At 68.1% G+C, this 19,898-nt stretch carries 19 protein-coding genes and 1 riboswitch; of the genes, 14 read left to right on the top strand and 5 right to left on the bottom strand.

Annotated features, from left to right (window positions below; translation table 11 throughout):
* Positions 1-107: 107 nt before the first annotated feature.
* The 4 genes from AOZ06_RS42145 (at position 108) to ahcY (ending at position 3,111) form a co-directional block, all read left to right on the top strand.
* Positions 108-1,049, top strand: a complete 942-nt coding sequence (locus AOZ06_RS42145) for a multicopper oxidase family protein (RefSeq protein WP_236951913.1) — start codon at positions 108-110, stop codon at positions 1,047-1,049.
* A complete protein-coding gene (locus AOZ06_RS61175) occupies positions 1,001-1,465 on the top strand; it encodes a multicopper oxidase domain-containing protein (RefSeq protein ID WP_250637098.1) in 465 nt (154 codons plus the stop codon). The genes AOZ06_RS42145 and AOZ06_RS61175 overlap by 49 nt, the downstream gene beginning before the upstream one ends.
* Positions 1,465-1,527: a multicopper oxidase domain-containing protein gene (locus AOZ06_RS61170; RefSeq protein WP_250637106.1), complete on the top strand. Its 63-nt coding sequence runs from the start codon at positions 1,465-1,467 to the stop codon at positions 1,525-1,527. Before AOZ06_RS61175 ends, AOZ06_RS61170 begins: the two co-directional genes overlap by 1 nt.
* Before the next feature lie 31 nt (positions 1,528-1,558).
* Positions 1,559-1,639: riboswitch (S-adenosyl-L-homocysteine riboswitch) on the top strand.
* 20 nt (positions 1,640-1,659) lie between these two features.
* Positions 1,660-3,111 (top strand): adenosylhomocysteinase, encoded by a 1,452-nt coding sequence (ahcY, locus tag AOZ06_RS42140; RefSeq protein ID WP_417999916.1) that lies wholly within the window; start codon positions 1,660-1,662, stop codon positions 3,109-3,111.
* Between the two features lie 193 nt (positions 3,112-3,304).
* Here the strand turns inward: ahcY and AOZ06_RS42135 are convergent, their stop codons facing one another.
* From AOZ06_RS42135 to AOZ06_RS42120, 4 genes are all read right to left on the bottom strand, one after another.
* Positions 3,305-4,093, bottom strand: coding sequence for an alpha/beta fold hydrolase (locus AOZ06_RS42135; protein ID WP_054294479.1), 789 nt, complete (start codon positions 4,091-4,093; stop codon positions 3,305-3,307).
* Positions 4,090-4,581, bottom strand: coding sequence for an SRPBCC family protein (locus tag AOZ06_RS42130; RefSeq protein WP_063810213.1), 492 nt, complete (start codon positions 4,579-4,581; stop codon positions 4,090-4,092). Before AOZ06_RS42130 ends, AOZ06_RS42135 begins: the two co-directional genes overlap by 4 nt.
* A gap of 98 nt (positions 4,582-4,679) precedes the next feature.
* Positions 4,680-6,170, bottom strand: coding sequence for an FAD-binding protein (locus AOZ06_RS42125; protein WP_054294477.1), 1,491 nt, complete (start codon positions 6,168-6,170; stop codon positions 4,680-4,682).
* Between the two features lie 29 nt (positions 6,171-6,199).
* Positions 6,200-7,744: a flavin-containing monooxygenase gene (locus tag AOZ06_RS42120; RefSeq protein WP_054294476.1), complete on the bottom strand. Its 1,545-nt coding sequence runs from the start codon at positions 7,742-7,744 to the stop codon at positions 6,200-6,202.
* A 191-nt stretch (positions 7,745-7,935) separates the two neighbouring features.
* Between AOZ06_RS42120 and AOZ06_RS42115 the strand changes: the two genes are divergently transcribed.
* Genes AOZ06_RS42115 through AOZ06_RS42105 form a run of 3 tightly spaced genes read left to right on the top strand, consistent with a single transcriptional unit; the run spans position 7,936 to position 9,936 of the window.
* Positions 7,936-8,184 (top strand): hypothetical protein, encoded by a 249-nt coding sequence (locus AOZ06_RS42115; RefSeq protein WP_054294475.1) that lies wholly within the window; start codon positions 7,936-7,938, stop codon positions 8,182-8,184.
* 7 nt (positions 8,185-8,191) lie between these two features.
* The gene (locus tag AOZ06_RS42110) at positions 8,192-9,178 is read left to right on the top strand and encodes a 3-oxoacyl-ACP synthase III family protein (RefSeq protein WP_054294474.1); all 987 of its coding nucleotides are present in this window, start codon (positions 8,192-8,194) and stop codon (positions 9,176-9,178) included.
* The gene (locus AOZ06_RS42105) at positions 9,175-9,936 is read left to right on the top strand and encodes a 3-oxoacyl-ACP reductase family protein (protein ID WP_054294473.1); all 762 of its coding nucleotides are present in this window, start codon (positions 9,175-9,177) and stop codon (positions 9,934-9,936) included. Before AOZ06_RS42110 ends, AOZ06_RS42105 begins: the two co-directional genes overlap by 4 nt.
* A 296-nt stretch (positions 9,937-10,232) precedes the next feature.
* On the opposite strand, the gene AOZ06_RS58185 is transcribed toward AOZ06_RS42105, so the two are convergent.
* On the bottom strand, positions 10,233-13,553 hold the full coding sequence (locus AOZ06_RS58185) for an ATP-binding protein (protein WP_054294472.1): 3,321 nt from the start codon (positions 13,551-13,553) through the stop codon (positions 10,233-10,235).
* Between the two features lie 235 nt (positions 13,554-13,788).
* Here AOZ06_RS58185 and AOZ06_RS42095 point away from each other — a divergent pair, with 235 nt between their 5' ends.
* Genes AOZ06_RS42095 through AOZ06_RS42065 form a run of 7 tightly spaced genes read left to right on the top strand, consistent with a single transcriptional unit; the run spans position 13,789 to position 19,793 of the window.
* Positions 13,789-15,015 carry a beta-ketoacyl-[acyl-carrier-protein] synthase family protein gene (locus AOZ06_RS42095; protein ID WP_054294471.1) on the top strand — a complete coding sequence of 409 codons (1,227 nt, stop codon included), beginning with the start codon at positions 13,789-13,791 and terminating at the stop codon, positions 15,013-15,015.
* A complete protein-coding gene (locus AOZ06_RS60855; RefSeq protein ID WP_054294470.1) occupies positions 15,012-15,821 on the top strand; it encodes a MaoC/PaaZ C-terminal domain-containing protein in 810 nt (269 codons plus the stop codon). The genes AOZ06_RS42095 and AOZ06_RS60855 overlap by 4 nt, the downstream gene beginning before the upstream one ends.
* Complete coding sequence (locus AOZ06_RS42085; protein WP_054294469.1) at positions 15,821-17,284, top strand: AMP-binding protein; 1,464 nt, start codon at positions 15,821-15,823, stop codon at positions 17,282-17,284. The genes AOZ06_RS60855 and AOZ06_RS42085 overlap by 1 nt, the downstream gene beginning before the upstream one ends.
* Entirely contained in the window at positions 17,281-17,541 is a 261-nt protein-coding gene (locus AOZ06_RS42080; protein ID WP_054294468.1) for an acyl carrier protein, read from the top strand. The genes AOZ06_RS42085 and AOZ06_RS42080 overlap by 4 nt, the downstream gene beginning before the upstream one ends.
* Before the next feature lie 6 nt (positions 17,542-17,547).
* On the top strand, positions 17,548-18,600 hold the full coding sequence (locus AOZ06_RS42075; protein WP_054294467.1) for an anthranilate phosphoribosyltransferase: 1,053 nt from the start codon (positions 17,548-17,550) through the stop codon (positions 18,598-18,600).
* Positions 18,593-19,399 carry a tryptophan synthase subunit alpha gene (gene trpA, locus AOZ06_RS42070; protein WP_054294466.1) on the top strand — a complete coding sequence of 269 codons (807 nt, stop codon included), beginning with the start codon at positions 18,593-18,595 and terminating at the stop codon, positions 19,397-19,399. Before AOZ06_RS42075 ends, trpA begins: the two co-directional genes overlap by 8 nt.
* A 19-nt stretch (positions 19,400-19,418) precedes the next feature.
* Positions 19,419-19,793, top strand: coding sequence for an ectoine synthase (locus AOZ06_RS42065; protein WP_054294465.1), 375 nt, complete (start codon positions 19,419-19,421; stop codon positions 19,791-19,793).
* Positions 19,794-19,898 lie beyond the last annotated feature (105 nt).

The raw sequence follows: 19,898 nt of genomic DNA, 5'->3' as shown, positions 1-19,898 counted from the left end.
AAGCAATCGTGGATCTGGGTGTTACGCGCGGCCTGCAACTGCACATCCCGCTGGGGTGTTGCTGTTCGGCGCGGCTGTCGCGTTGGCCACGATGACCTTCTCCTGTCGTGCGGAGTTGGCGTGAGGTCGCGGAGGGGATTTCTCGGGCTGCTGGCAGGCGCGGCGGTGCTGGGAACAACGGGTTGCTGCGCAGCCGCAGACCGTTGCCGCAACCGTTCGCCGTGCCGCTGCCGATCCCGCTGGCCGCACGACCGACCAAGGTGGACGGTGACGTCGAGTACTACACGTTGGTGCAGCGGACCGCGGACGCGGAGATCCTTCCCGGCGCCCGGACCAGGATCTGGGGGTATGACGGGATGTTTCCCGGTCCGACGTTCCCCTTGCGACGAGGAAGCAAGGCTGTGGTCGAGGTGCGCAACGAGCTCGGCGTGCCGGCCTCGACGCACCTGCACGGCGGTGTGACGCCGCCGGAGTCCGACGGCTACCCGACGGACCTCGTGAAACCCGCTGCTGCCAAGACGTACACGTATCCCATGAGTCAACGCGCGGCCACGCTGTGGTATCACGACCACCGGATGGACCACACCGCTCCGCAGGTGTGGCGTGGGCTGGCCGGGATGTGCCTGGTCGGCGCCGCCGAAGAGGACAGGCTGGACCTGCCGCGCGACAAGTACGACGTGCCGCTGCTGCTGACCGATCGCGCCTTCGACGAAGACGGGTCCTTTCTGTACCCGGCCCTGGATTCCGGCCCTGGAGTGGAAAAGGACTACGTCAACGGGGTGCTCGGTGACGTGGTCCTGGTCAACGGTGCGCCGTGGCCGGTGCTCGACGTCGACGCGACCCGTTACCGCCTGCGGATCGTCAACGGCTCCAACGCCCGCAGGTACGAACTCGCGCTCGACCCCGGTGGGGACCTCGTCCAGATCGGCAGTGACGCCGGACTGCTCGGCGAACCGTACGCGCACGGGAGCCTCCTGTCGCGCCCGGCGAACGGTTCGACGTGCTCGTGGACTTCGCCGCGTATCCGGTCGGCACGCGGGTCACGTTGACCGACCGGCTCGGCGGCCCGGTCATGCGGTTCGACGTCGCCCGCCGGGGCCCGGTGAGCGCGCCCGTGCCGGACCGGCTGGTCGACTTCGAGAAGCTGGAAACCGCTTCCGTGACAAGGACGTTCGACTTCCGCACCACGATGCAGCACCACGGGGCGCGGATGTGGACGATCAACGGCCGGATGTACGCGCCGGGGGAAATCATTGCCACACCGCGGCTGGGGGCCGTGGAGAAGTGGCGGCTGTCGAGCGACTTCCACCATCCCGTGCACCTCCACCTGGCACACTTTCAGGTGATCTCGCGTGGCGGCGGCCTGCGGGCGCGGGACGCGGGCTGGAAAGACACAGTGGACATTCGGCCTACGAGACCGTCGAGGTGCTCGCCAGGTTCGAGGGTCATCGGGGGCGTTACCTGATGCACTGCCACAACCTCGAGCACGAGGACATGGCGATGATGGCGGACTTCTTCGTCGGTTGACATCCCCGCTGAAGGTCTGCCAACCTGGATTCAGGCCGAGAGGCGCTGCAACGGACACCGGCGTGTCCGCCACGCTCGGCCTGAACCACGACTGCAAGGGCGCCTCCTATGAACCAGTAGGAGGTGTTCTCTGTGCACAAGACCGTCAACGGTCTCGAATTCGCTGTCAAGGATCTGTCGCTCGCGGAGTTCGGGCGCAAGGAGATCGAGCTCGCCGAGCACGAAATGCCTGGTCTGATGGCCATCCGGCGCGAGTACGCGGACAGCAAACCGCTGGCAGGCGCCCGTGTCGCCGGCTCGCTGCACATGACGATCCAGACCGCCGTGCTGATCGAGACCCTGGTCGACCTGGGTGCCGAGGTCCGCTGGGTGTCCTGCAACATCTTCTCGACGCAGGACCACGCGGCCGCCGCTGTCGTCGTCGGCCGCGACGGGACCGTGGACGCACCGGCCGGAACCCCGGTGTTCGCCTGGAAGGGCGAAACACTCGAGGAATACTGGTGGTGCACCGACCAGCTGTTCCAGTTCGCGGACGGCCAGCCGCCCAACATGATCGTCGACGACGGCGGTGACGCGACCCTGCTGGTCCACAAGGGCGCGGAGTTCGAGGCAGCGGGCGCGGTGCCCCAGCCGACGGACGACGACAACGAGGAATACCAGCTGATCCTCAAGACCATCGCGGACAGCGTCGCCAGGGACCCGAAGCGCTTCACCAAGGTGGCGGCGGAGATCCGCGGCGTGACCGAGGAAACGACCAACGGCGTCAAGCGGCTTTACAAGCTGGCACTGGACGGCGAACTGCTGTTCCCGGCGATCAACGTCAACGACTCGGTCACGAAGTCGAAGTTCGACAACAAGTACGGAATCCGGCACTCGCTCGCCGACGGGATCAACCGGGCGACGGACGTGATGCTCGGCGGGAAGCTCGCGGTCATCTGCGGGTATGGCGACGTCGGCAAGGGCGCGGCGGAATCGCTGCGCGGCCAGGGCGCCCGCGTGGTCGTGACGGAGATCGACCCGATCTGCGCGCTGCAGGCGGCCATGGAAGGCCTGGAAGTCGTCGAGCTGGACGACGTGCTGCACAAGGGTGACCTGTTCATCACCACGACGGGCAACTTCGGCATCATCTCGGCGGCGCAGATGTCGAAGATGAAGCACAACGCGATCGTCGGCAACGTCGGGCACTTCGACAACGAGATCGACATGGCTGGCCTGGCGAAGATCGAGGGAATCAAGAAGCTCGAGATCAAGCCCCAGGTCCACACCTGGACCTTCCCCGACGGGCACGCGATCATCGTGCTGTCCGAGGGACGCCTGCTCAACCTCGGCAACGCGACGGGCCACCCGTCGTTCGTGATGTCGAACAGCTTCACCAACCAGGCTATAGCCCAAATCGAGCTGTACACCAAGCCGGGCGAGTACGAAAAGGACGTCTACCGGCTGCCGAAGCACCTCGACGAGAAGGTCGCCCGGCTGCACCTCGACGCACTGGGAGTGAGGCTGACCAAGCTGACGAAGGAACAGGCGGAGTACATCGGCGTGGACGTGGAAGGACCGTTCAAGCCGGACCACTACCGCTACTAGGAAGAACGAGAAAACGAAGAACTTCCTCGTGGGTACCCGGTCTAAAACCGAGCTGCGGCCGAGTACCCACGAGGGATCCCAAAGCAAAGAAGAAGAAAAGCAAAGAACAAGACCGGCACCGAGAGAAGAAGCGTCGCCCCACCCAAATCGAACCGTGGTGACCAAGAGCGGCGCGCCAGGTGCGGAGCACACGCTACCGTGTGGCAAGCTCGAGCACTGAGCGAACAACCCGCTCAGGAGCCTCAAGCGGAACCATATGCCCAACCCCGGAGATCTCCTCGAAATCGGCCTTGGGCAACGTGTCCGCGACGACCCGCCCCAACTCCGCCTTGATAACGGTGTCCGCGTCACCGTGCAGGACAACAGCGGGAACGGAAACGGAAGCCAACCCAGGCCGGAGATCCATCCCGGCGGTACACCCGAAGCAAGCAGCTCTGACCTTCCGGTCGGTCCCGGCGAACAAAGCCCGGTGAGCCTCCAAAGCCCCAGCCGAGATACCAGGCCCCACAGTGCTGCTGATCATCTTGCGCCCCAACGGCCCACGCCGGAGAGCGAAAGAGAACACGGGGTTGCCCATAAGCCGAACCTCGCCCCTGGGCGTGTTCTGCTCGTGAGCGGCAGTGGCGAGCAGCACCAGCCCGCCGATCCGGGAAGGATCCGTGATCGCGTGGCACAAGGCAGCGAAACCACCACCTGAGTGCCCGACCACGACAGCATCCTGAGCCCCGACAGCGCCCAGCACGTCCCCGAGGTCCATGGCGAACCGGGCCACCCCGATCGGTGATACGCCCACAGTGGACTCACCGTGCCCGCGCTGGTCATAGGTGACCACTCGCAGTCCAGCAGCAACAAGCTGGGGGGAAACGGAATCCCACACGGAACGACCGGCGGCCCAACCGTGCGACAGGACGACCGTGGTCCCATCGGAAGGACCGCGCACGGAGATGGCGAGCGAAGCACCATCGCTGGTGGTCACGTTCATCGCGGAACTCCGTTCGCTGTGTGCCTTCGGCCGAGCTTCGTGTCCAGGTTGGCGAACGCCAGCTGAGCCGCCTGCGAGTGCTTGCCGCCGATGTCCGCGACCTTGCCGAGGACCTTCGCCACGCCTTGCGGCGTCGCCTTGAAGTGCATCGAGATCCGCGTGGCCAGTCCGCCGTTCACCGGTTCGATCGTGAACGTGACCGTGCCGCGGAAGACACCTTCGAAGTACTCCGCGGCCAGTTTGCGGCCCGGGTCCACGAACGTTGTCCTTGACGTGAACCGCAGCTTCGGGCCGCCCTTGTCCACGCCCTTGGGGTGCACGGTCCACTTCACCTCGGTGCCGACCTGGTCGGCCGGCCCGGTCGCGGCGAACGTGTTGAACGGGACCCAGAACCCCGCTGCCCCGCCCAGTTCGGCGACCAGCGCCTGCCAGACGAGGTCGGGCGATGTGTCGATGAACGCCTCGTCGATGATGTCGTAGCCGCTCACGGCCCAACCTCCTAGATTCTTGGCTGGAGCGAGGACAGGGGCCTTCCAGCGGCGCCCTGCCCCCGCCCTTTGTCCCACGGCGAGTAGGACCAGACAGGTCAGGAGAAGAACCCCTGACCGGGTGTGAGCACGCCGTCCGGGTCGTAGCGGCGCTTGGACGCCACCAGGAACGGCCACGCCGCCCCGAAGTGCCGCTGCCACTGCGCCGGTGTCATCCCCGGGACGGCGCCGATGATGTAACGCTTGCCGCCGAGCGAAACCAGCTTCTCGTAGAACTTGCGGTTCTGCGCGAGGTACGCCTGGATGTCCGGGTCGCCGGGCGGCGGCATCCGCAGCAGGTCGCACAGGTACGCGACCGGCTCGTTCGGCTTGGCGAACAGCGGCCGGGTCACCTTCGCGGTCTGGAACGGCGACAGGATCGTGAACCCCGCGCCCAGTTGCTCCACCTGGAGCTCCGAAAGCACGTACGGCACGAACGTCTGGATCTTCGACGCGGGCACGAGCAGGTGCAGCCACGGGTGCGGCCCGTCCCAGAACCCGCCGTCCTTCCACGCCTGCTCACCCGGGTCCACCCGGAACGTCCAGTCGCGGAACAGGTGGTCGTGCACCTGCAGCGCCGAACGCTCGTCGTGCAGCCCCGCCAGCAAAGCGGTTTCGTTCGGTGACCCCGGCGGTGTGTAGTAGTAGCCGACCTCGATCTGGTACCACCAGCCGGAGTTGTCCGGCTTGCGCGAGAAGCCGCCGCCCTGGTGGGTGAACCGGCCGTCGCGCATCAGGAACTCCTGGTCCTGCTGCCACTTGGCCAGATCCGTGTACGACAGGGTGAACATCCGCACCCGTTGCGGCGCCTTCATCAGCCGCACCTTCGCCTTCGTGATGACCGCGACCTGCCCCGCGCCGTTGATCACCGCGTTGAACAGGTCCGGCCGCACCGACGGCGACGCCGTCAGCACCTGACCCGCGCCGGTGACGACCTCGATCTCCTCGATCATGTCGGAGAACAGGCCGTACTTCGGGACTGTGCCGCCGAAGCCGCCGACCGAGCCGACTCCGCCGACCGACAGGCGCAGGTAGTCCGTCTGGGACGGGACGATCAGGCCGCGATCCAGCGTGGCCGCGGACAACTGGTGCAGCGACACACCGGCGCCGACGACGGCGTGGGTCGCGGTGATGCTGTGGATCTTCGAGAACCCCTTGGCGTCGATCGAGATCCCGCCGGGCACCGACGCGTTGCCCCAGAAGGAGTGCGATTCCTGGTCGTCGGCGGTGCCGCTCTGGCCGTTCACCGAGACCTTCAGGCAGTTCGCCCGCGCGTAGTTCACGATCCTCACGACGTCCTGCACCGAACCGGGCCGCAGCACCGCCTTCGGCCTGGCGGTGACGAAACCGCCCCAGTCCTTCGAGAACTCGTCCAGCACCGCCGAAGACGTCTCCAGCGTGCCGTCCAAGGGCGGCAAGGGGACCACGGCAGGCGAGGCCGCTGCCTCGGCCGTGGCCCACGTGCCGGTCACCGCGTTCCAGCCGACCACAACCGCACCGGCGCCGATGCCCTTCAGAAGATTGCGCCGGGAGTGTGCGCTGCTGCCCATCGAACCCCTCCAGTCAGGAAAATGTCCCGCTACGCCTTGACGTCGGCGTGCGTCTCGGCACCGGCGAGAGTCGCCACCTGGTAGGCGTCCAGGTCGAACTTCTTGGTGCCGCGGGTGAACTTGCGTGTGTTCGCCGGCCAGATGGACGGGTTGCGGCCGGTCGAGTCGGTGTACCAGCTCGTGCAGGTCTTCGCGTCCCACACCGAACCGTCCAACAGGGACTCGATCTCCTTGTTGTACGCCTCCTGCGCGTCGGCACCGACCTCGACGCTGGACAGCCCGCGCTTGGCGAGGGTCTTGACCGCGTCGACGACGTAGGCGATCTGCGCCTCGATCATCACCGTCTGCGAGGAGTGGCCGAGCGTGGTGTTCGGTCCGAGCATCAGGAAGAGGTTGGGGAACCCGGCCACTGTCGTGCCCCGGTAGGCCTTCATCCCGCCGGCCTCCCAGGCGTCTGCGAGCTTAACGCCGCCGCGGCCGGAGAGCTTCTCGGCGATTGGACGCTTGGTCGCCAGGAACCCGGTGCCGAGGATGATCGCGTCGACCGCGCGTTCACGGCCGTCCGAACCGACGATCCCGTTCTGGGTGACCTTGGTGATCTCGCCGCCGATGATCTCCACGTTGTCCTGCTGGATCGCCGGGTACCACTTGTTGGAGAACAGCAACCGCTTGCACGCCACCGCGAAGTCCGGTGTCAGCTTCGCGCGCAGCTCGGCGTCCGGCACGCTCTTGGCCAGATGCCGCTGCGCCATGCCCTGGATGGTCTTCTCGGCCAACGGTGGCCGCTTGAACAGGAACGCCAGGATCTCGCGGCCGTTCTTGTTCCAGCCACGGCGGAACGCGCGGTAGCCGGGGACGCGCTTCAGCGCCCAGCCGTGCACGCCTTTGATCTGCTTGTCCGGCTTCGGCCCGACCCAGGGCGCGCTGCGCTGGTACAGGTCCAGGTGCCCGACCTTGGGCTGGATCGCGGGCACGAACTGGATCGCCGACGCGCCGGTGCCGATCACCGCGACGTTGCGGCCGTCGAGCTCGTAGGAGTGGTCCCACTGCGACGAGTGCATGATCTTGCCCTGGAAGTCCTCGATGCCCGGGACGTCCGGGATCACCGGGTCGCTGAGGTACCCGCTGCCCGCGACCAGGACCTGCGCGGTGTAGTCACCCTGCGAGGTCCTGATGTGCCAGCGGCGCAGGTTCTCGTCCCACTTGGCCGCCAGCACCTCGTGGTCGAACTTCACGTACGGGCGCACGCCGTGGCGGTCGGCGACGTCCTTGAGGTAGTCGAACAGTTCCTGGCGGGTGCCGTACGTGCTGTTCCAGTCCGACTTCTGCGCGAAGGAGTACGAGTACAGCACGGAAGCCACGTCGCAGGCGCAGCCCGGGTACGTGTTGTCCCGCCACGTGCCGCCGACCTCACCGGCGCGCTCGAGCAGCACGAAGTCCTTGACCTTGTTCTGCAGCAAGCGGATCGCCACGCCGAGGCCGGAGAAACCGGTGCCGATGATGGCGACACGCACGTGTGGCGTCGGTCGTCCGCCCTTGCCTGTGCTGACGCTCTGGTTGATGGTGCTCGTCACGGTTCTGCCTCCTCAGGCATTTGGCGCGCGAGGGCAACGAAAGTGTTCGGGACCCAGCACACCGCCACCGCGCAAGAGATGCGCAAGACACACCTGGATTGCGCGTTCGTTGCGGGACGCCGGGTTTAGTTCTCCTCAGCACGGCAGCCCTGGCGCCGCTTGGCAGGCAGGGTGACGAGAGGAGCGAGGTTATGGAACTGCCCACCGTGGAAGAGCTGGCCGGCCAGCTGGCAGCCGTCTCTGGCGCTGCCGAACTGGGACCCGACGACGCGATCCAGCGCAACTCCGACATCGACTCGCTGGACCTGATGGAGTGGCTCTACGGGTTCCAGAACAAGTACCCGCACGTCGGTGCGGACGAGTCGCTGTTCAGCGACATCGACGACGCCACGACCATGCGTGACGTGCACGCCAAGCTCGTCAGCCTGGCCAAAGCGTAGGTCCGGCGTGGACGGCTTCGACATCGCCGGGTGGGGCATGGCCGTACCCGAGCGCCGAGTCACCACGACCGAGCTCGCGGCCCGCTTCGACATCGATGAGGAATGGATCATCAGTCGCTGCGGGATCCACGAGCGCAGGGCGATCGACCCCGGCCAGTCGACCGCCTCGCTGGCGATCGACGCGGGCCGGGTGGCGCTGGAGCGGGCAGGGTTGACCGGCAAGGACATCGCCCACCTCATCGTGGCGAGTGCGACGCCGGAACAGCTCTCCCCGGCCACTTCCGCGTTCGTGCACCACGGCCTCGGCATCGCCGGGTCCGCGCACGACGTCAACGCGGAGTGCTCCGGTTTCATCTACGGCCTGGTCACGGGTGCGGCGTTGATGAAGGTGGATCCGAGACCGATCCTGCTGATCGGCTCGGACACCCACTCCACGCAGATCAACCCGGCCGACCGCGATCTGTCCATCCTGGTCGGCGACGGCGCCGGGGCGATCGTGCTCAAACCGACCGAGACCGACTGGGTGCTGGCGTGGAACCTCGGCGCGGACGGTTCGCGCCAGGACAGCCTGCGCGTGCAGGCCGGCGGCAGCCGGATGCCCACCTCCGCGACGACGTTCGCGGACGGCCTGCACTTCTCCGAGATCAAGGGAAACGAGATCTACCTCAACGCGGTCCGTTTCACCGTCCGTTCGGTGCGTGCCACGCTCGAACAGGCCGGGCTGACGGTCGACGACGTCGATCACTTCGTTCCCCACCAGGCGAACATCAGGATCATCAACTCGATCCTCGACCACACCGGGCTCAAGCCGGAGAAGCTGGTCACCAACCTGTGGAAGTACGGCAACACCGCGTCGGCGTCGATGCCCATCGCGATGAGCGAGGCGCTGGACGAAGGCCGCTTCAAAGACGGTGACCTGGTGCTGCTCGCGGGTTTCGGGGCCGGCATGACGTGGGGGTCGGCACTTCTGAAGTGGGGCGGTGTTTCGGCATGAGCAGCCGGAAGTCTTTCGTTGACGTCGCTCGCCCGGACTCGCCGGTCGCACTCGTGACCGGCGCGTCCGGCGGGCTGGGACAAGCGCTCGCGATCGAGCTCGACGCGTTGGGGTGCCGGGTCGCCGTGCACTACAACTCGTCGAAGGACCGGGCGCAGGCCGTGGCGGACAAGCTGGAGAACGACTCCTGCGTGGTGACCGGTGACGTCGCCTCGTGGGAAGCGGTCAACCAGATGTACAAGGAGATCTCGGACGCGCTGGGACCGATCGACATCCTGGTCAACAACGGCGGTATCCGCAAGGACGCCCTGATGGCCATGCAGTCGCCCGACGACTGGCGCCAGGTGATCGAGACCAATCTGATCGGGACGTTCCACACCTCCCGCGTCGCGGTTGGACACATGCTGCGCAAGCGGTGGGGCCGGATCGTCAACGTCGTCTCACCGTCCGGCCTGATCGCGTCGGCCGGTCAGACGGCGTACTCGGCCTCCAAGGCGGGGGTCATCGGGTTCACCCGCACGCTGGCCGCCGAGTGCGGTCGCCGCGGTGTCACGGTGAACGCGCTGTCCCCCGGCTTCATGGTGACGACCATGACCAAGGACCTCTCGGACTCGGTGATGGACAACATCAGGGAGAAGTCGCCGATCCCGCGGTTCGGCACCCCGGAGGAGGTCGCCCGCAGCATGGCCCTGTTCCTGGAGTGCGATTTCACCACGGGGCAGGTCATCAGCGTCGACGGTGGCGTCTCCATCACGTGAGCACGTCCTCGTGAGTGGTTCGGCCGGTTCTAACCGGCCGAACCACTCACGACACAGGAAGGAAGCGAAATGTATGAGCTCAGGGCGTCATCCCGCCGCGCACTGCCAGGCCAGGCCCGTGTGCGGGTCGTGCGGCCGATTCTCCAGCTCTCCCCGGCCTCGTGCTCGTGGTCGGTGTCGTCGCGCCGGCGCTCGGACTCCGGCCGGACGCTGTACCGGCGTTGAGACGTCCGAGCAAGCAACAGCCCCCTCGTGAGGTAGTTGTGTGACCGAACCACTCACGAGGGGGCCGTTGGTTACGCTGACCGCGGATGCAGGTCGAGGCTGGCGAGGGTCCAGTTCGCCTCCGCACGCAGGGTTTCCGCTCGCCTTCGGTCTCCTGCGCGTCCTCGTGCCTCCATCGCCTGTGCCAGCGCCAGTTGTGTCAAGGCCGTCCACGGCCGGGCCTGGCGTTCGCCGAACCCGGTGAGCGCCGCGGTCAGGTGCTGCTCCGCGTCGTCCCAGTCTCCAACGATAACCGCCAACCGGCCAAGATGGAATGACGCCGATCCGGCGAAAGTGCGGTAACCGATGCCGCAGTTGAGCTCGGCATAGGGTTCCAGCAGCTTGCGCAGCGCCTCCGCGGTGGCCGGATCGCCCAGTTCGTGCGCGCCGAGGGCAAGCAGGCCAACGACATGTGGCCATTCGTCGCCCGACGGCAACGGTTCGACGCCGGTGGCCAGCGCCCGCACGGTCAGGTGAGGAAGGCCACGTTCCCCGCCTATCAACGCGACCAGCGACCGTTCAGCGGCTTCGTGCGCGCTGGTGAACCAGCCGTCGTCGGCGTTCCCGCGCAGCCAGCCCGCGACGAGCAGCTGCCGTGCGGCCAAACTGCCTGGTACGGGGTGGATCCGGTGGTCGGTGTCGTCGGGCACCCGGTGCACCCGGTTGGTCATCGCGACCGCTTGGGCGAACTGGCCCTGTGTCACGGCGACCGCCACCGAACGGTCCAGCAGCAGTGCCTGGCCGAGCCGTTCGCCTGCCGCGTCGACCACTTCCACCAGGTCGGCCAGTGCCTGCGCGCCGTCGCCGGCCAGCTCGGCCGCCATCGCACGGTGGTGCGCCGCGACGACCGCCGCGTAGGAGTCCTCGACAGCCTGCGCGACCGCGAGCATCTCCCCGGCCAGCTGCGCCCGCCGCCGGACGTTCGCCGGCCCTTCCAGCAGTTGCAGCTCACGGGACATCGCGGTCAGCGCGGCCTTCGCGCCGACGGGAAGGGGCCGCTCGAGCCGGGCCAGACGGGCGAGCAACCGGCCGACCGTGACGTCGTCGATCGCGCTCACCGCGCGGGGAGGCGTTGCGCCGACGAGCATTTCGATCAGTGCCGCGGCCTCGCTGCGCAGCCTCGGCCTGTCCTGGACGACGTCGGCCAGCCCGAGCGCGGCCTGCGCGGCCATGTTCAGCCGTCCGTTGTGCAACGCCTGGATCGCGCCGTCCAGCAGCGTCTGCTCGCACTCGTCGTGGCCGGCGGCGAGCTGCGCCAAGCCGAGATTCGTCAGCGCTTCGGCGCGCAGTTCGTGGTCAGCCGACGGTACGTGCCGCAACGCCTGGCGGTGCAAGTGAACGGCCTCGTGCGGCGCGCCGTCCTGGCTCGCCCACGCCGCCGCGCGCCAGCCCCACCGGACAGCGCGCTGGTCCCCGTGCGGGATCGCGCCCGCGGCGCGGTGATGCGCCATCGTGCGGCTGTATCGGCGCAGTTCACCCGCGCGGCGGTGTTCGATCGCGTCGGCGAGACGGGTGTGCAGCCAGCGTCTGCGTGCGGCGCTTGCCTGTTCGTAGATCGCCCGGCGAACGATGTCGTGCACGAACCGGTACTCGTAGGTCACCGGGGTTTCCGCCACGATCCCGTCGTTGACGACGGTGTCCAGCGCCTCGAACGCCTCGTTCTCGGCCAGGTCGGCGGCCTCGGCGACCAGGTCGAGCTCGAAGCTCGCGCCTGAGGCTGCCGCGGCCCGCAGCAATTGCCTTGCGGGGTGGCCGATCGCGGCCAGCCGGGCGCTCGCGTAGTCCGCGGCGCCGGACGGCAGCGCGGGCTTGGTGCTGTCCGGGTCGCTGTGCCAGCGCAGCAGTTCCAGCAGCAGGAACGTGTTCCCCGCGGTGTCGGTGACCAGCTGCTGCGGGTGCGGCAGGCCCTGGTCGTCCGGCACGATCCGGCGGACCAACGCGCGCACGTCGGACTCGTCCATCCCGGTCAGCGCGATCCGGCGCAACCAGCCGTCCCTGTCCACGTCGTGGATCGCCGAGGTGAAGTCGCCTGCCGCGGTTGGACGATGTCCAGCCGCTCCCGCGGTGGCCGCGACCAGCAAGGACGTTCCGTGCCTGCGCCGGGCCAGCCTGCGCAGCAGCACGAACGTGTCGTCGTCGGCCAGGTCGAGGTCGTCGAGTACGACGTAAACCGGTCGCTCTGACGCTGTTTTGATCAGCAGGTCGGTCAGGGCGAGCAGCAGATCGGCCCGTGTGGACGCCATCGGGTCCGCTATCGTGCGCAGCGTCGCCCTCGCCAACGGGGGCAGTGCGTCTTGCGGTGTGGCGGCGACGAACCCGCTGGCGGCCTCGACGAAAGCCTGGCACGGCACGGAGGCCGTACCGCCGGCCGTGTCGTCGCAGCGGCCGTACATCACCACACCACCCGCGACGCTGATCCGTTTGGCCAGTTCGGTGACCAGTCGGGTCTTGCCGATGCCCGGTTCGCCGGTGACGAGGACCATGTGGCTCGCGCCGTCCTCGACCTGCGCCCAGGTGGCCGACAACCGCGCCAGTTCCTGGCGGCGTCCCACGAACGGCGCAGAGCTCTGCACGCGCGGCGCCCGTTTCCGCGCAGGTGCCACGACCGGGCTGCCGAGCAGTTCCGCGTACGCGGCCTGGGTTTCCGGCGCCGGGTCGATCCCGAGTTCCTCGGCGAGCATCCGGCGTAGTTCGTGGTAGGACTTCAGCGCCTCCGCGCGGTTGCCCGCGGCGACGTGCGCCGTCATCCGGCAGCGGTGCGCGCTTTCCCTGAGCGGGGCGCGGCGGACCGCCTCGTCGGCGAACCTGAGGGAGTTGCGTTCGTCGTGCCGGGCGGACGCCGCCAGACTCGCTGTTTCCAACGCCGACACAAGCAGTTCGGCGGTCCGCTCCCGGACGCTGGTGACCCACTCGCCTTCGTGGTCGGGCAGGAACGGCCTTTCCAGCGTGGCCACAGCCGCCGAGGCGAGTCGTTCCGCGTCCGCGAACTCACCTTTGCCGAACGCCTCACTCGCCTGTGCCACATCGGTTTCGGCCAGTTCCAGGTCGACAGTCGCCCCGGCGGGGAGCTTGAGCAGGTACCGCCCGCCCTGTGCGATGATCGGCGGGCTCGCCGCGATGTCGCCGCCCACAACGAATCCGCGGACCCGGCTGACCACGCTGCGCAGCGCGGACGCCCACGTGTCCGGCAGTCCCTCCGGCCACACGGTGTCGGCCAGCAGGTCGCGGCTCGTGCCACCGGCGCGTTCCAGCGTCAGCCGTGCGAACGCCACTTGCGCCTGCGCACTGGACAAGTGCCGCGGCGGGGCGTCATCACGTTCGATGGTGATGAGACCCGTCAGCCTGATGAGCATTTCCGACCACCCCAGAAGGATCGACACAGTCGATTAGGGCAACAAGCGCCCCTCAGACGCTGCCCAAAGGATTGCCGAGCGATATGTGACCGTCTACCCCTACACCATGAACTTCTCACGCCCGGTCGCGTGAAGCAGTCACTGCCGGTCGCGCTGCGTGTACCGGCCCCGGTGTATTGCGCCCGGCTTGCGGCGGCCCACGTACAACTTGCCCTCAGAGCAGGAGGGAGCCGAGATGACGGCCAGCGTGGTGATCACCGGGATGGGCGTGGTCACGCCGGCGGGATGCCGGCTCGACGAGTTCTGGGCGGTGCTGCGGGCAGGTCGTTCGACAGCAGCCGAACTGACCGGGATGAGGCTGGACGAGCACAAGGTGCGCATCGGCTGCCGCGTCAGGGGATTCGAGGACCTCGACGTGCTCGGCGCGAAGGAGGCCCGGCGGCTGGACCCGTTCGCGCGTTACGGCGTCGCCGCTGCTTTGCAGGCGCACGCCGACGCGGGTTTGCCGAGTGTGGACAAGGACCGGGCGGCGATCGTCATCGGCAACGCCGTCGGTGGCAGGCGAACCAGCGACGACGAGACACGCAACTTCCACATCGGCGGCCCGGCCAAGGTGAACCCGTTGATGCCGTTGATCAACATGCCGAACGCCGCGGCTGCCGCGCTGAGCATGAGACTGGGGTGGCGCGGCCCGGCGCTGACCATCGCGTCCACGTGCGCCAGTGGCGCGGACTCGATCGGCTACGCCCGGATGCTGCTGCGGACCGGCCAGGCGGACGTCGTGCTGGCCGGTGGCTGCGAGTCGATCATGACTGAGGTCACGCTGGCCGCGTTCGGGAATCTCAACGCCGTCACGACGAGCCGCAACGACACCCCGGTGATCGCGTCGCGGCCGTTCGACAAGGACCGCGACGGGTTCGTCATGGGCGAGGGCGCGGGTTTCGTCGTACTGGAACGCGCGGACGACGCCCGCGCCCGAGGAGCTCGGCTGTACGCGGAGATCGCGGGCTACGCGGCCACCAGCGACGCGTTCCACCTGTCGATGCCCGCCTCGGACGGCGCGGGTGCGGTCGCCGCGATGAGCAGGGCGATCGCCGGCGCCGGGCTGGAGCCACGCGACATCGTGCACGTCAACGCGCACGGAACGTCCACACCGCACAACGACCGCGCCGAAGCGGTCGCGCTGCACAAGGTTTTCGGGCCGGACGGCCCGCCGGTGACCTCGTCGAAAGGCGTCATCGGGCACCTGATCGGAGCCGCTGGCTCGGTCGAGCTGATCGCCACGGTGATGGCCATGCGCGAGTCCGTGGTGCCCCCAACCGCAAACCATGAGCACCTCGAACCGGGAATGCGGATCGACGTCGTGCACGGCAGTCCTCGCAACGTGGCGAGCGGTCCGGCGCTGTCGAACTCGTTCGGGTTCGGGGGCCACAACGCCTGTCTGGTGGTGAAGCCGGTATGACCCCCACGCTTTCGGCGAAGGCTGTCCGCAAGGTGGACGCGGACGAGCTCGCGACCTACCGCGAAGTGGTCCGGAGTGGACTCGCTGACGGGGACGGCAAGGCATCCCCGCTGCACGCCTTCGTGCTCGCCTCACCCGTGATCGACGAGTCGGTCGGGATGATCGGCGCGGCCACCGCGGACGGCTCCCCGCTCGGCCGCGTGCACCTGTCGCAGGAGATCCACGTGCGGCGGGCGATCAGGCCGGACGAGCCGGTCACCGTGGCGCTCGACGTCGTCGGCACCCGCAAGAGCCTCAAGGGCGTCCAGGTGGCGATGAAGGTGGCGCTGCTGGGCGAGGACGGCGAGCAGTTCGCCGAGCTGATCACCGGGGCGATGCTCGTCGGCGCGGTCACCCCGGACACCTTCGGCCAGCTCCCGCCGCACCCCGGCAAGGGCAGCACGGCCGAGCCGACCGTTGTCACGCGGTCGATCGCACGTGAGACCGTGACCAAGTACGCCTACGCCTCCGGCGACCTCAACCCGATTCACTTGGACGACAACGCGGCTGTCCAAGCGGGCTTCGAGAACGGTGTGATCGCACACGGGATGAGCGTGCTCGCGGTCGTCACCGAAGAGGTCATCGACCGCTACGCCGGTGGTGACGCTGATCGGGTCAAGAGCATCGGCGCGAGGTTCTCCTCAGCCGTCTCGCCCGAGACGCCATTGGAGATCGTGTTGCAGCAGGACGAGAAGTTCGTCCGGTTCTCGTGCAAGACACCGACTGGTCCCGCTCTCAAGAGCGGGTGGGTCGAGCTGGGGGAGTGATGAGTACCTTCCGAGAGCGGTTGCTTACCCAGGTCAGCCGCAGACCCGGTGCGCCAGCACTGGTCTGGCACGGCGAGGTCACCACGTACGGCGAGCTGTACGAACTCGCCGACAAGGCGAGGGCCCGGCTGGAGTGGTCGAACCTCCAGCCGGGCGAACCGATCGGCCTGCTGGTCAAGAAGTCCCCGCAGGCGGTCGCGCTGGTCCTCGGCGCCGTCCTGAGCGGACGCCGGTTCCTGCTGCCGTCGCCCGCGCTCGCCAACTCGGCGCTGACCAGCCTGTTCGCCCAGGCCGGGTGCCAGGCCGTGTACGCGCCCGAAGGCGAGCCGGAGTTCGTCCCGGACCCCGAGGTCTCGCGACCGGCCGTCGAGGCATCCGATGTGGACGGCGTGCGGTTCATGCTGACCACGTCCGGATCGACCGGCTTGCCGAAGATCGTTCCGTTGCCGCAGCAGGGCATCGACCGGTTCGTCGAGTGGGCGGGCGCGGAGTTCGACATCCGGCCGGGCCGGACCGTGCTGAACTACGCGCCGCTGAACTTCGACCTGTGCCTGCTCGACATCTGGACCACGCTGGCGCACGGCGGCCGGGTCGTGCTCGTCGACCCCGACTACGCGGCCAACGGCAGGCACCTGCTGGACATGCTCGTACGGCACGAGGTCAACGTCATCCAGGCCGTACCGATGTTCTTCGGCCTGCTGCTGGACGTCGTGCAGCCCGCGGTGGACAGGCTGGAAAGCGTGGACCGCGTGATGTTCACCGGCGACGCCATCCCGGACCGCACGCTCGCCGAGCTGCCGAACCTGTTCCCCCGTGCGTCGCTGCACAACATCTACGGATGCACGGAGACCAACGACAGCTTCATCCACCACCTCGGCACGGACGCGACCGCGCCGGTCTCGATCGGCACGCCGCTGCCAGGTGTCCACACGCTGGTCATGACAGCCGAAGGCACTGTCCTCGAAGGACCGGGAACCGGTGAGCTGTACGTGAGCACGCCGTTCCAGGCGGCCGGGTACCTCGACCGCACCCGGCACACGGACAAGTTCGTGCCGCACCCGGCCGGAGCCGACGAGCGGCCGTGGTTCCGCTCGGGCGACCTGGTCAGGCGTGCCGAGGACGGCCGGGTCTACCTGATCGGGCGCAGCGACTTCCAGGTCAAGGTACGGGGTGTCGCGATCAACACCGCCGAGGTCGAGCACGTGCTGCTCGAGCACCCCGCGGTGCTGGAGGCGGCGGTCGTCGCCGTGCCCGACCCGATCGCGGGCCGCAGGCTGGTCGCCGCGGTGCGGCGGGCCGGCGGCAGCAAGCTCAACAGCCTCATCCTTCGCCAGCACTGCGCGAGGCGGCTGCCGCAGGCGGCCATCCCGTCGGCCATGCACATCGCCGACGAGCCGCTGCCGAAGACACCGACCGGCAAGGTTGACCGAAACGCATTCGGGAGCAAAGGAAGAAACTCATGAGCAACGCGGACGCCATCAAGAAGTTCGTCATCGACGAGTTCCTGCCCGACGTGGCACCGGAGGACCTCGCGGTCGACTACGACCTGCTGGCCGACGGCGTGATCGACAGCCTCGGCCTGCTCAAGCTGATCGCGTGGGTGGAGGACCACTTCGCGCTGTCGGTGCACGACACCGACCTCGACCCCAACAACTTCCGCAGCGTGCAGGCGATCGACGAGTTCATCGACGCCGCCCGCGGCCAGGTGGCGGGGAGCTGAACTCCGGTGCATCCCGCGATCATCTCGCTGCTCGACCACCGCACCGGCATCGACAGGGACACCTGGCGGTCGTTGTGGGACCAGCTGGGCGCGGGCGACCTCGACCGAGGTGAGTCCGTCGCCCTGCTGGCCTCGCTGGCCACCCGGCTGCCCGACCACGACTCGCTGCGCAACCTGTTGGCGTCGCTCAACGAGCGGCGCGAACCGGTCACCGCGAGCTGGCCGGGCACGGTCAACATCGTCGGAACGGGTGGCGGCCCGAGGACTTTCAACATCTCGACCGCTTCGGCGTTCGTGGCCGCGGCGTTGGGCGTCAAGGTCGTCAAGACCGGTTCGCGCGCCTACACCAGCAGCGTCGGCTCGATCGACCTGCTGGAACGTCTCGGCGTCGGCCTGACCCGGTCGTACCGGCACACCGAGGACACGTTGGACAAGCACGGCATCGCGTTCGCCGGACCGTTCGTGTACCCGACGGAGCTGCTGCGGATGGCACGGCTGATCATGCCGATGAGCCTCAAGCCGTTCGGCCGGTTCGTCAACGCGCTCGGCCCGTTCCTGGCCGCGCTGCCGGTCACCGCGCAGGTCACCGGTGTGTCGGTGCACGCGCCGCAGCCGGAGCTGCGCAGGCTGGCCGCGGGCATCAAGGACCGCAAGGTCTGGCTGTGCATGAACGACTCCGGTGCGGACGAGCTGCTCGGCTTCGCCGACAACGTGATCTACACCAACGACGACACCAGCATGATCAGGCTGTGGGCCGGCCGGTTCACCTCGGACAAGGGCACGTTCGAGGACCTGGCCCCCGCACGGGACCTCGACCAGGTCGCCGACCACTTCCTCGCGGTGATCTCCGGCGCGGCGGGCGAGGTCGTCACAGAGACGATCAGCCTCAACGCGGCGGCACTCGCGGTCGCCACGGGCCACATCGAGGACTGGACGGTCGCTTTCGAGGCCGCGCGGGACGCGGTCGTCACCGGTGCCGCACGCTCCCTTGTGGACGCTATGCGGACACCGCACGAGCGCAAGCTCACCCTCGTACGCAAGGCGGTATCCAATGGCTGAGTTCTTCGACCAGACAGCCGACGGCGAGCCGGGACTGGCGTTGTTCCTCAACGCGGGTGACCCGCCGCTGGACGTACTGGCGGACCTTGTCTTCATGCTCGACGACGCCGGAGTGGACTGTCTGGAGCTGGCCGTGCCGTTCCCCGGTTCGGTCACCGACGGCCCGGTGATCCGGCGTTCGCACGAGCGGGCGCTGGCGCTCGGCGTCGGCCTGGACGAAGTGCTCACCTTCATCTCGCACGTCCGGCCGAAGCTGCACCGGCTGCGGATCGCGTTGCTCGCCGACTGGAGCTACTCGATCAAGAGCAGGCCGATGGCCGAGGTCGTCGGCGACATCGCCGAAGCGGGCGCGGACGGCCTGCTGCTGCACGCCGTCCCGCCGCGGGTGCGACCGGGCTACTACCAGGCCACCAGAGACGCGGGTCTGCCGGTCGTCGCCACGTGCTACCACAAGGTCTCCACCCAGCAGGTGATGACCGAGGCAGTCGACAACGCCTCGGCCTACCTGTACCTGGTCGCCCAGTACGGCCGCAGCGGCACCGCTCCGGCCGAAGGGTACGCCGACCTGGCCGGAACGATCGCGGAGCTGCGGTTGGACACGCGCGTGCCGATCGCCGTCGGGTTCGGAGTCAAGACGCGGGCAGACGTGACGGCTGTGCACGCCCTCGGGGCGGACGCGGTGATCGTCGGCTCCGCGGGAGTGGCGCGGGTCGAAGAAGCCCTCGCGTACAACCGGGACGTGGTCAAGGAGTTCGCGGACTTCGTCCGGTCGGTCCACCCCGCCCACACCCTCGCTTAGCCGAACGAAGGAGTTGAGCATGATCATTCGCAGCATCGACGACGTGAAGACCGTCGAATGGGGCAACGGGCTGTCCCGCCGCTTCCTGCTGGAGGCCGACGGCATGGGCTACACGCTGACCGACACCCTCGTCCGCGCGGGCACCAAGTCGCACCTGGAATACCGCAACCACCTCGAAGCCTGCTACTGCATCGCGGGATCCGGCGAAGTGATCGACACCGAGGGCAACTCCCACCCGATCACGCCCGGCGTGATGTACGCGCTGGACAAGCACGACCCGCACTGGCTGGTCGCCAGCCCGCACGAGGACCTGCGCCTGGTGTGCATGTTCACCCCGGCGCTGCGCGGCGACGAAGCCCACAACCTCGACACCGACGAGTTCTCCGAGTACTGAGCCCTCGTGAGTGTTTCGTCCGGTTAGAACCGGCTCAACCACTCACGATACTCATCCCGGCAGTGCTGGTAGGCGGGCGTGAGTGGTTCAGCCGAGTGGTTCTGA

Origin of the sequence: Kibdelosporangium phytohabitans (assembly GCF_001302585.1) — a bacterium.
Lineage (GTDB): Bacteria > Actinomycetota > Actinomycetes > Mycobacteriales > Pseudonocardiaceae > Kibdelosporangium > Kibdelosporangium phytohabitans.
This window is presented reverse-complemented; position numbering and strand designations above follow the sequence as displayed.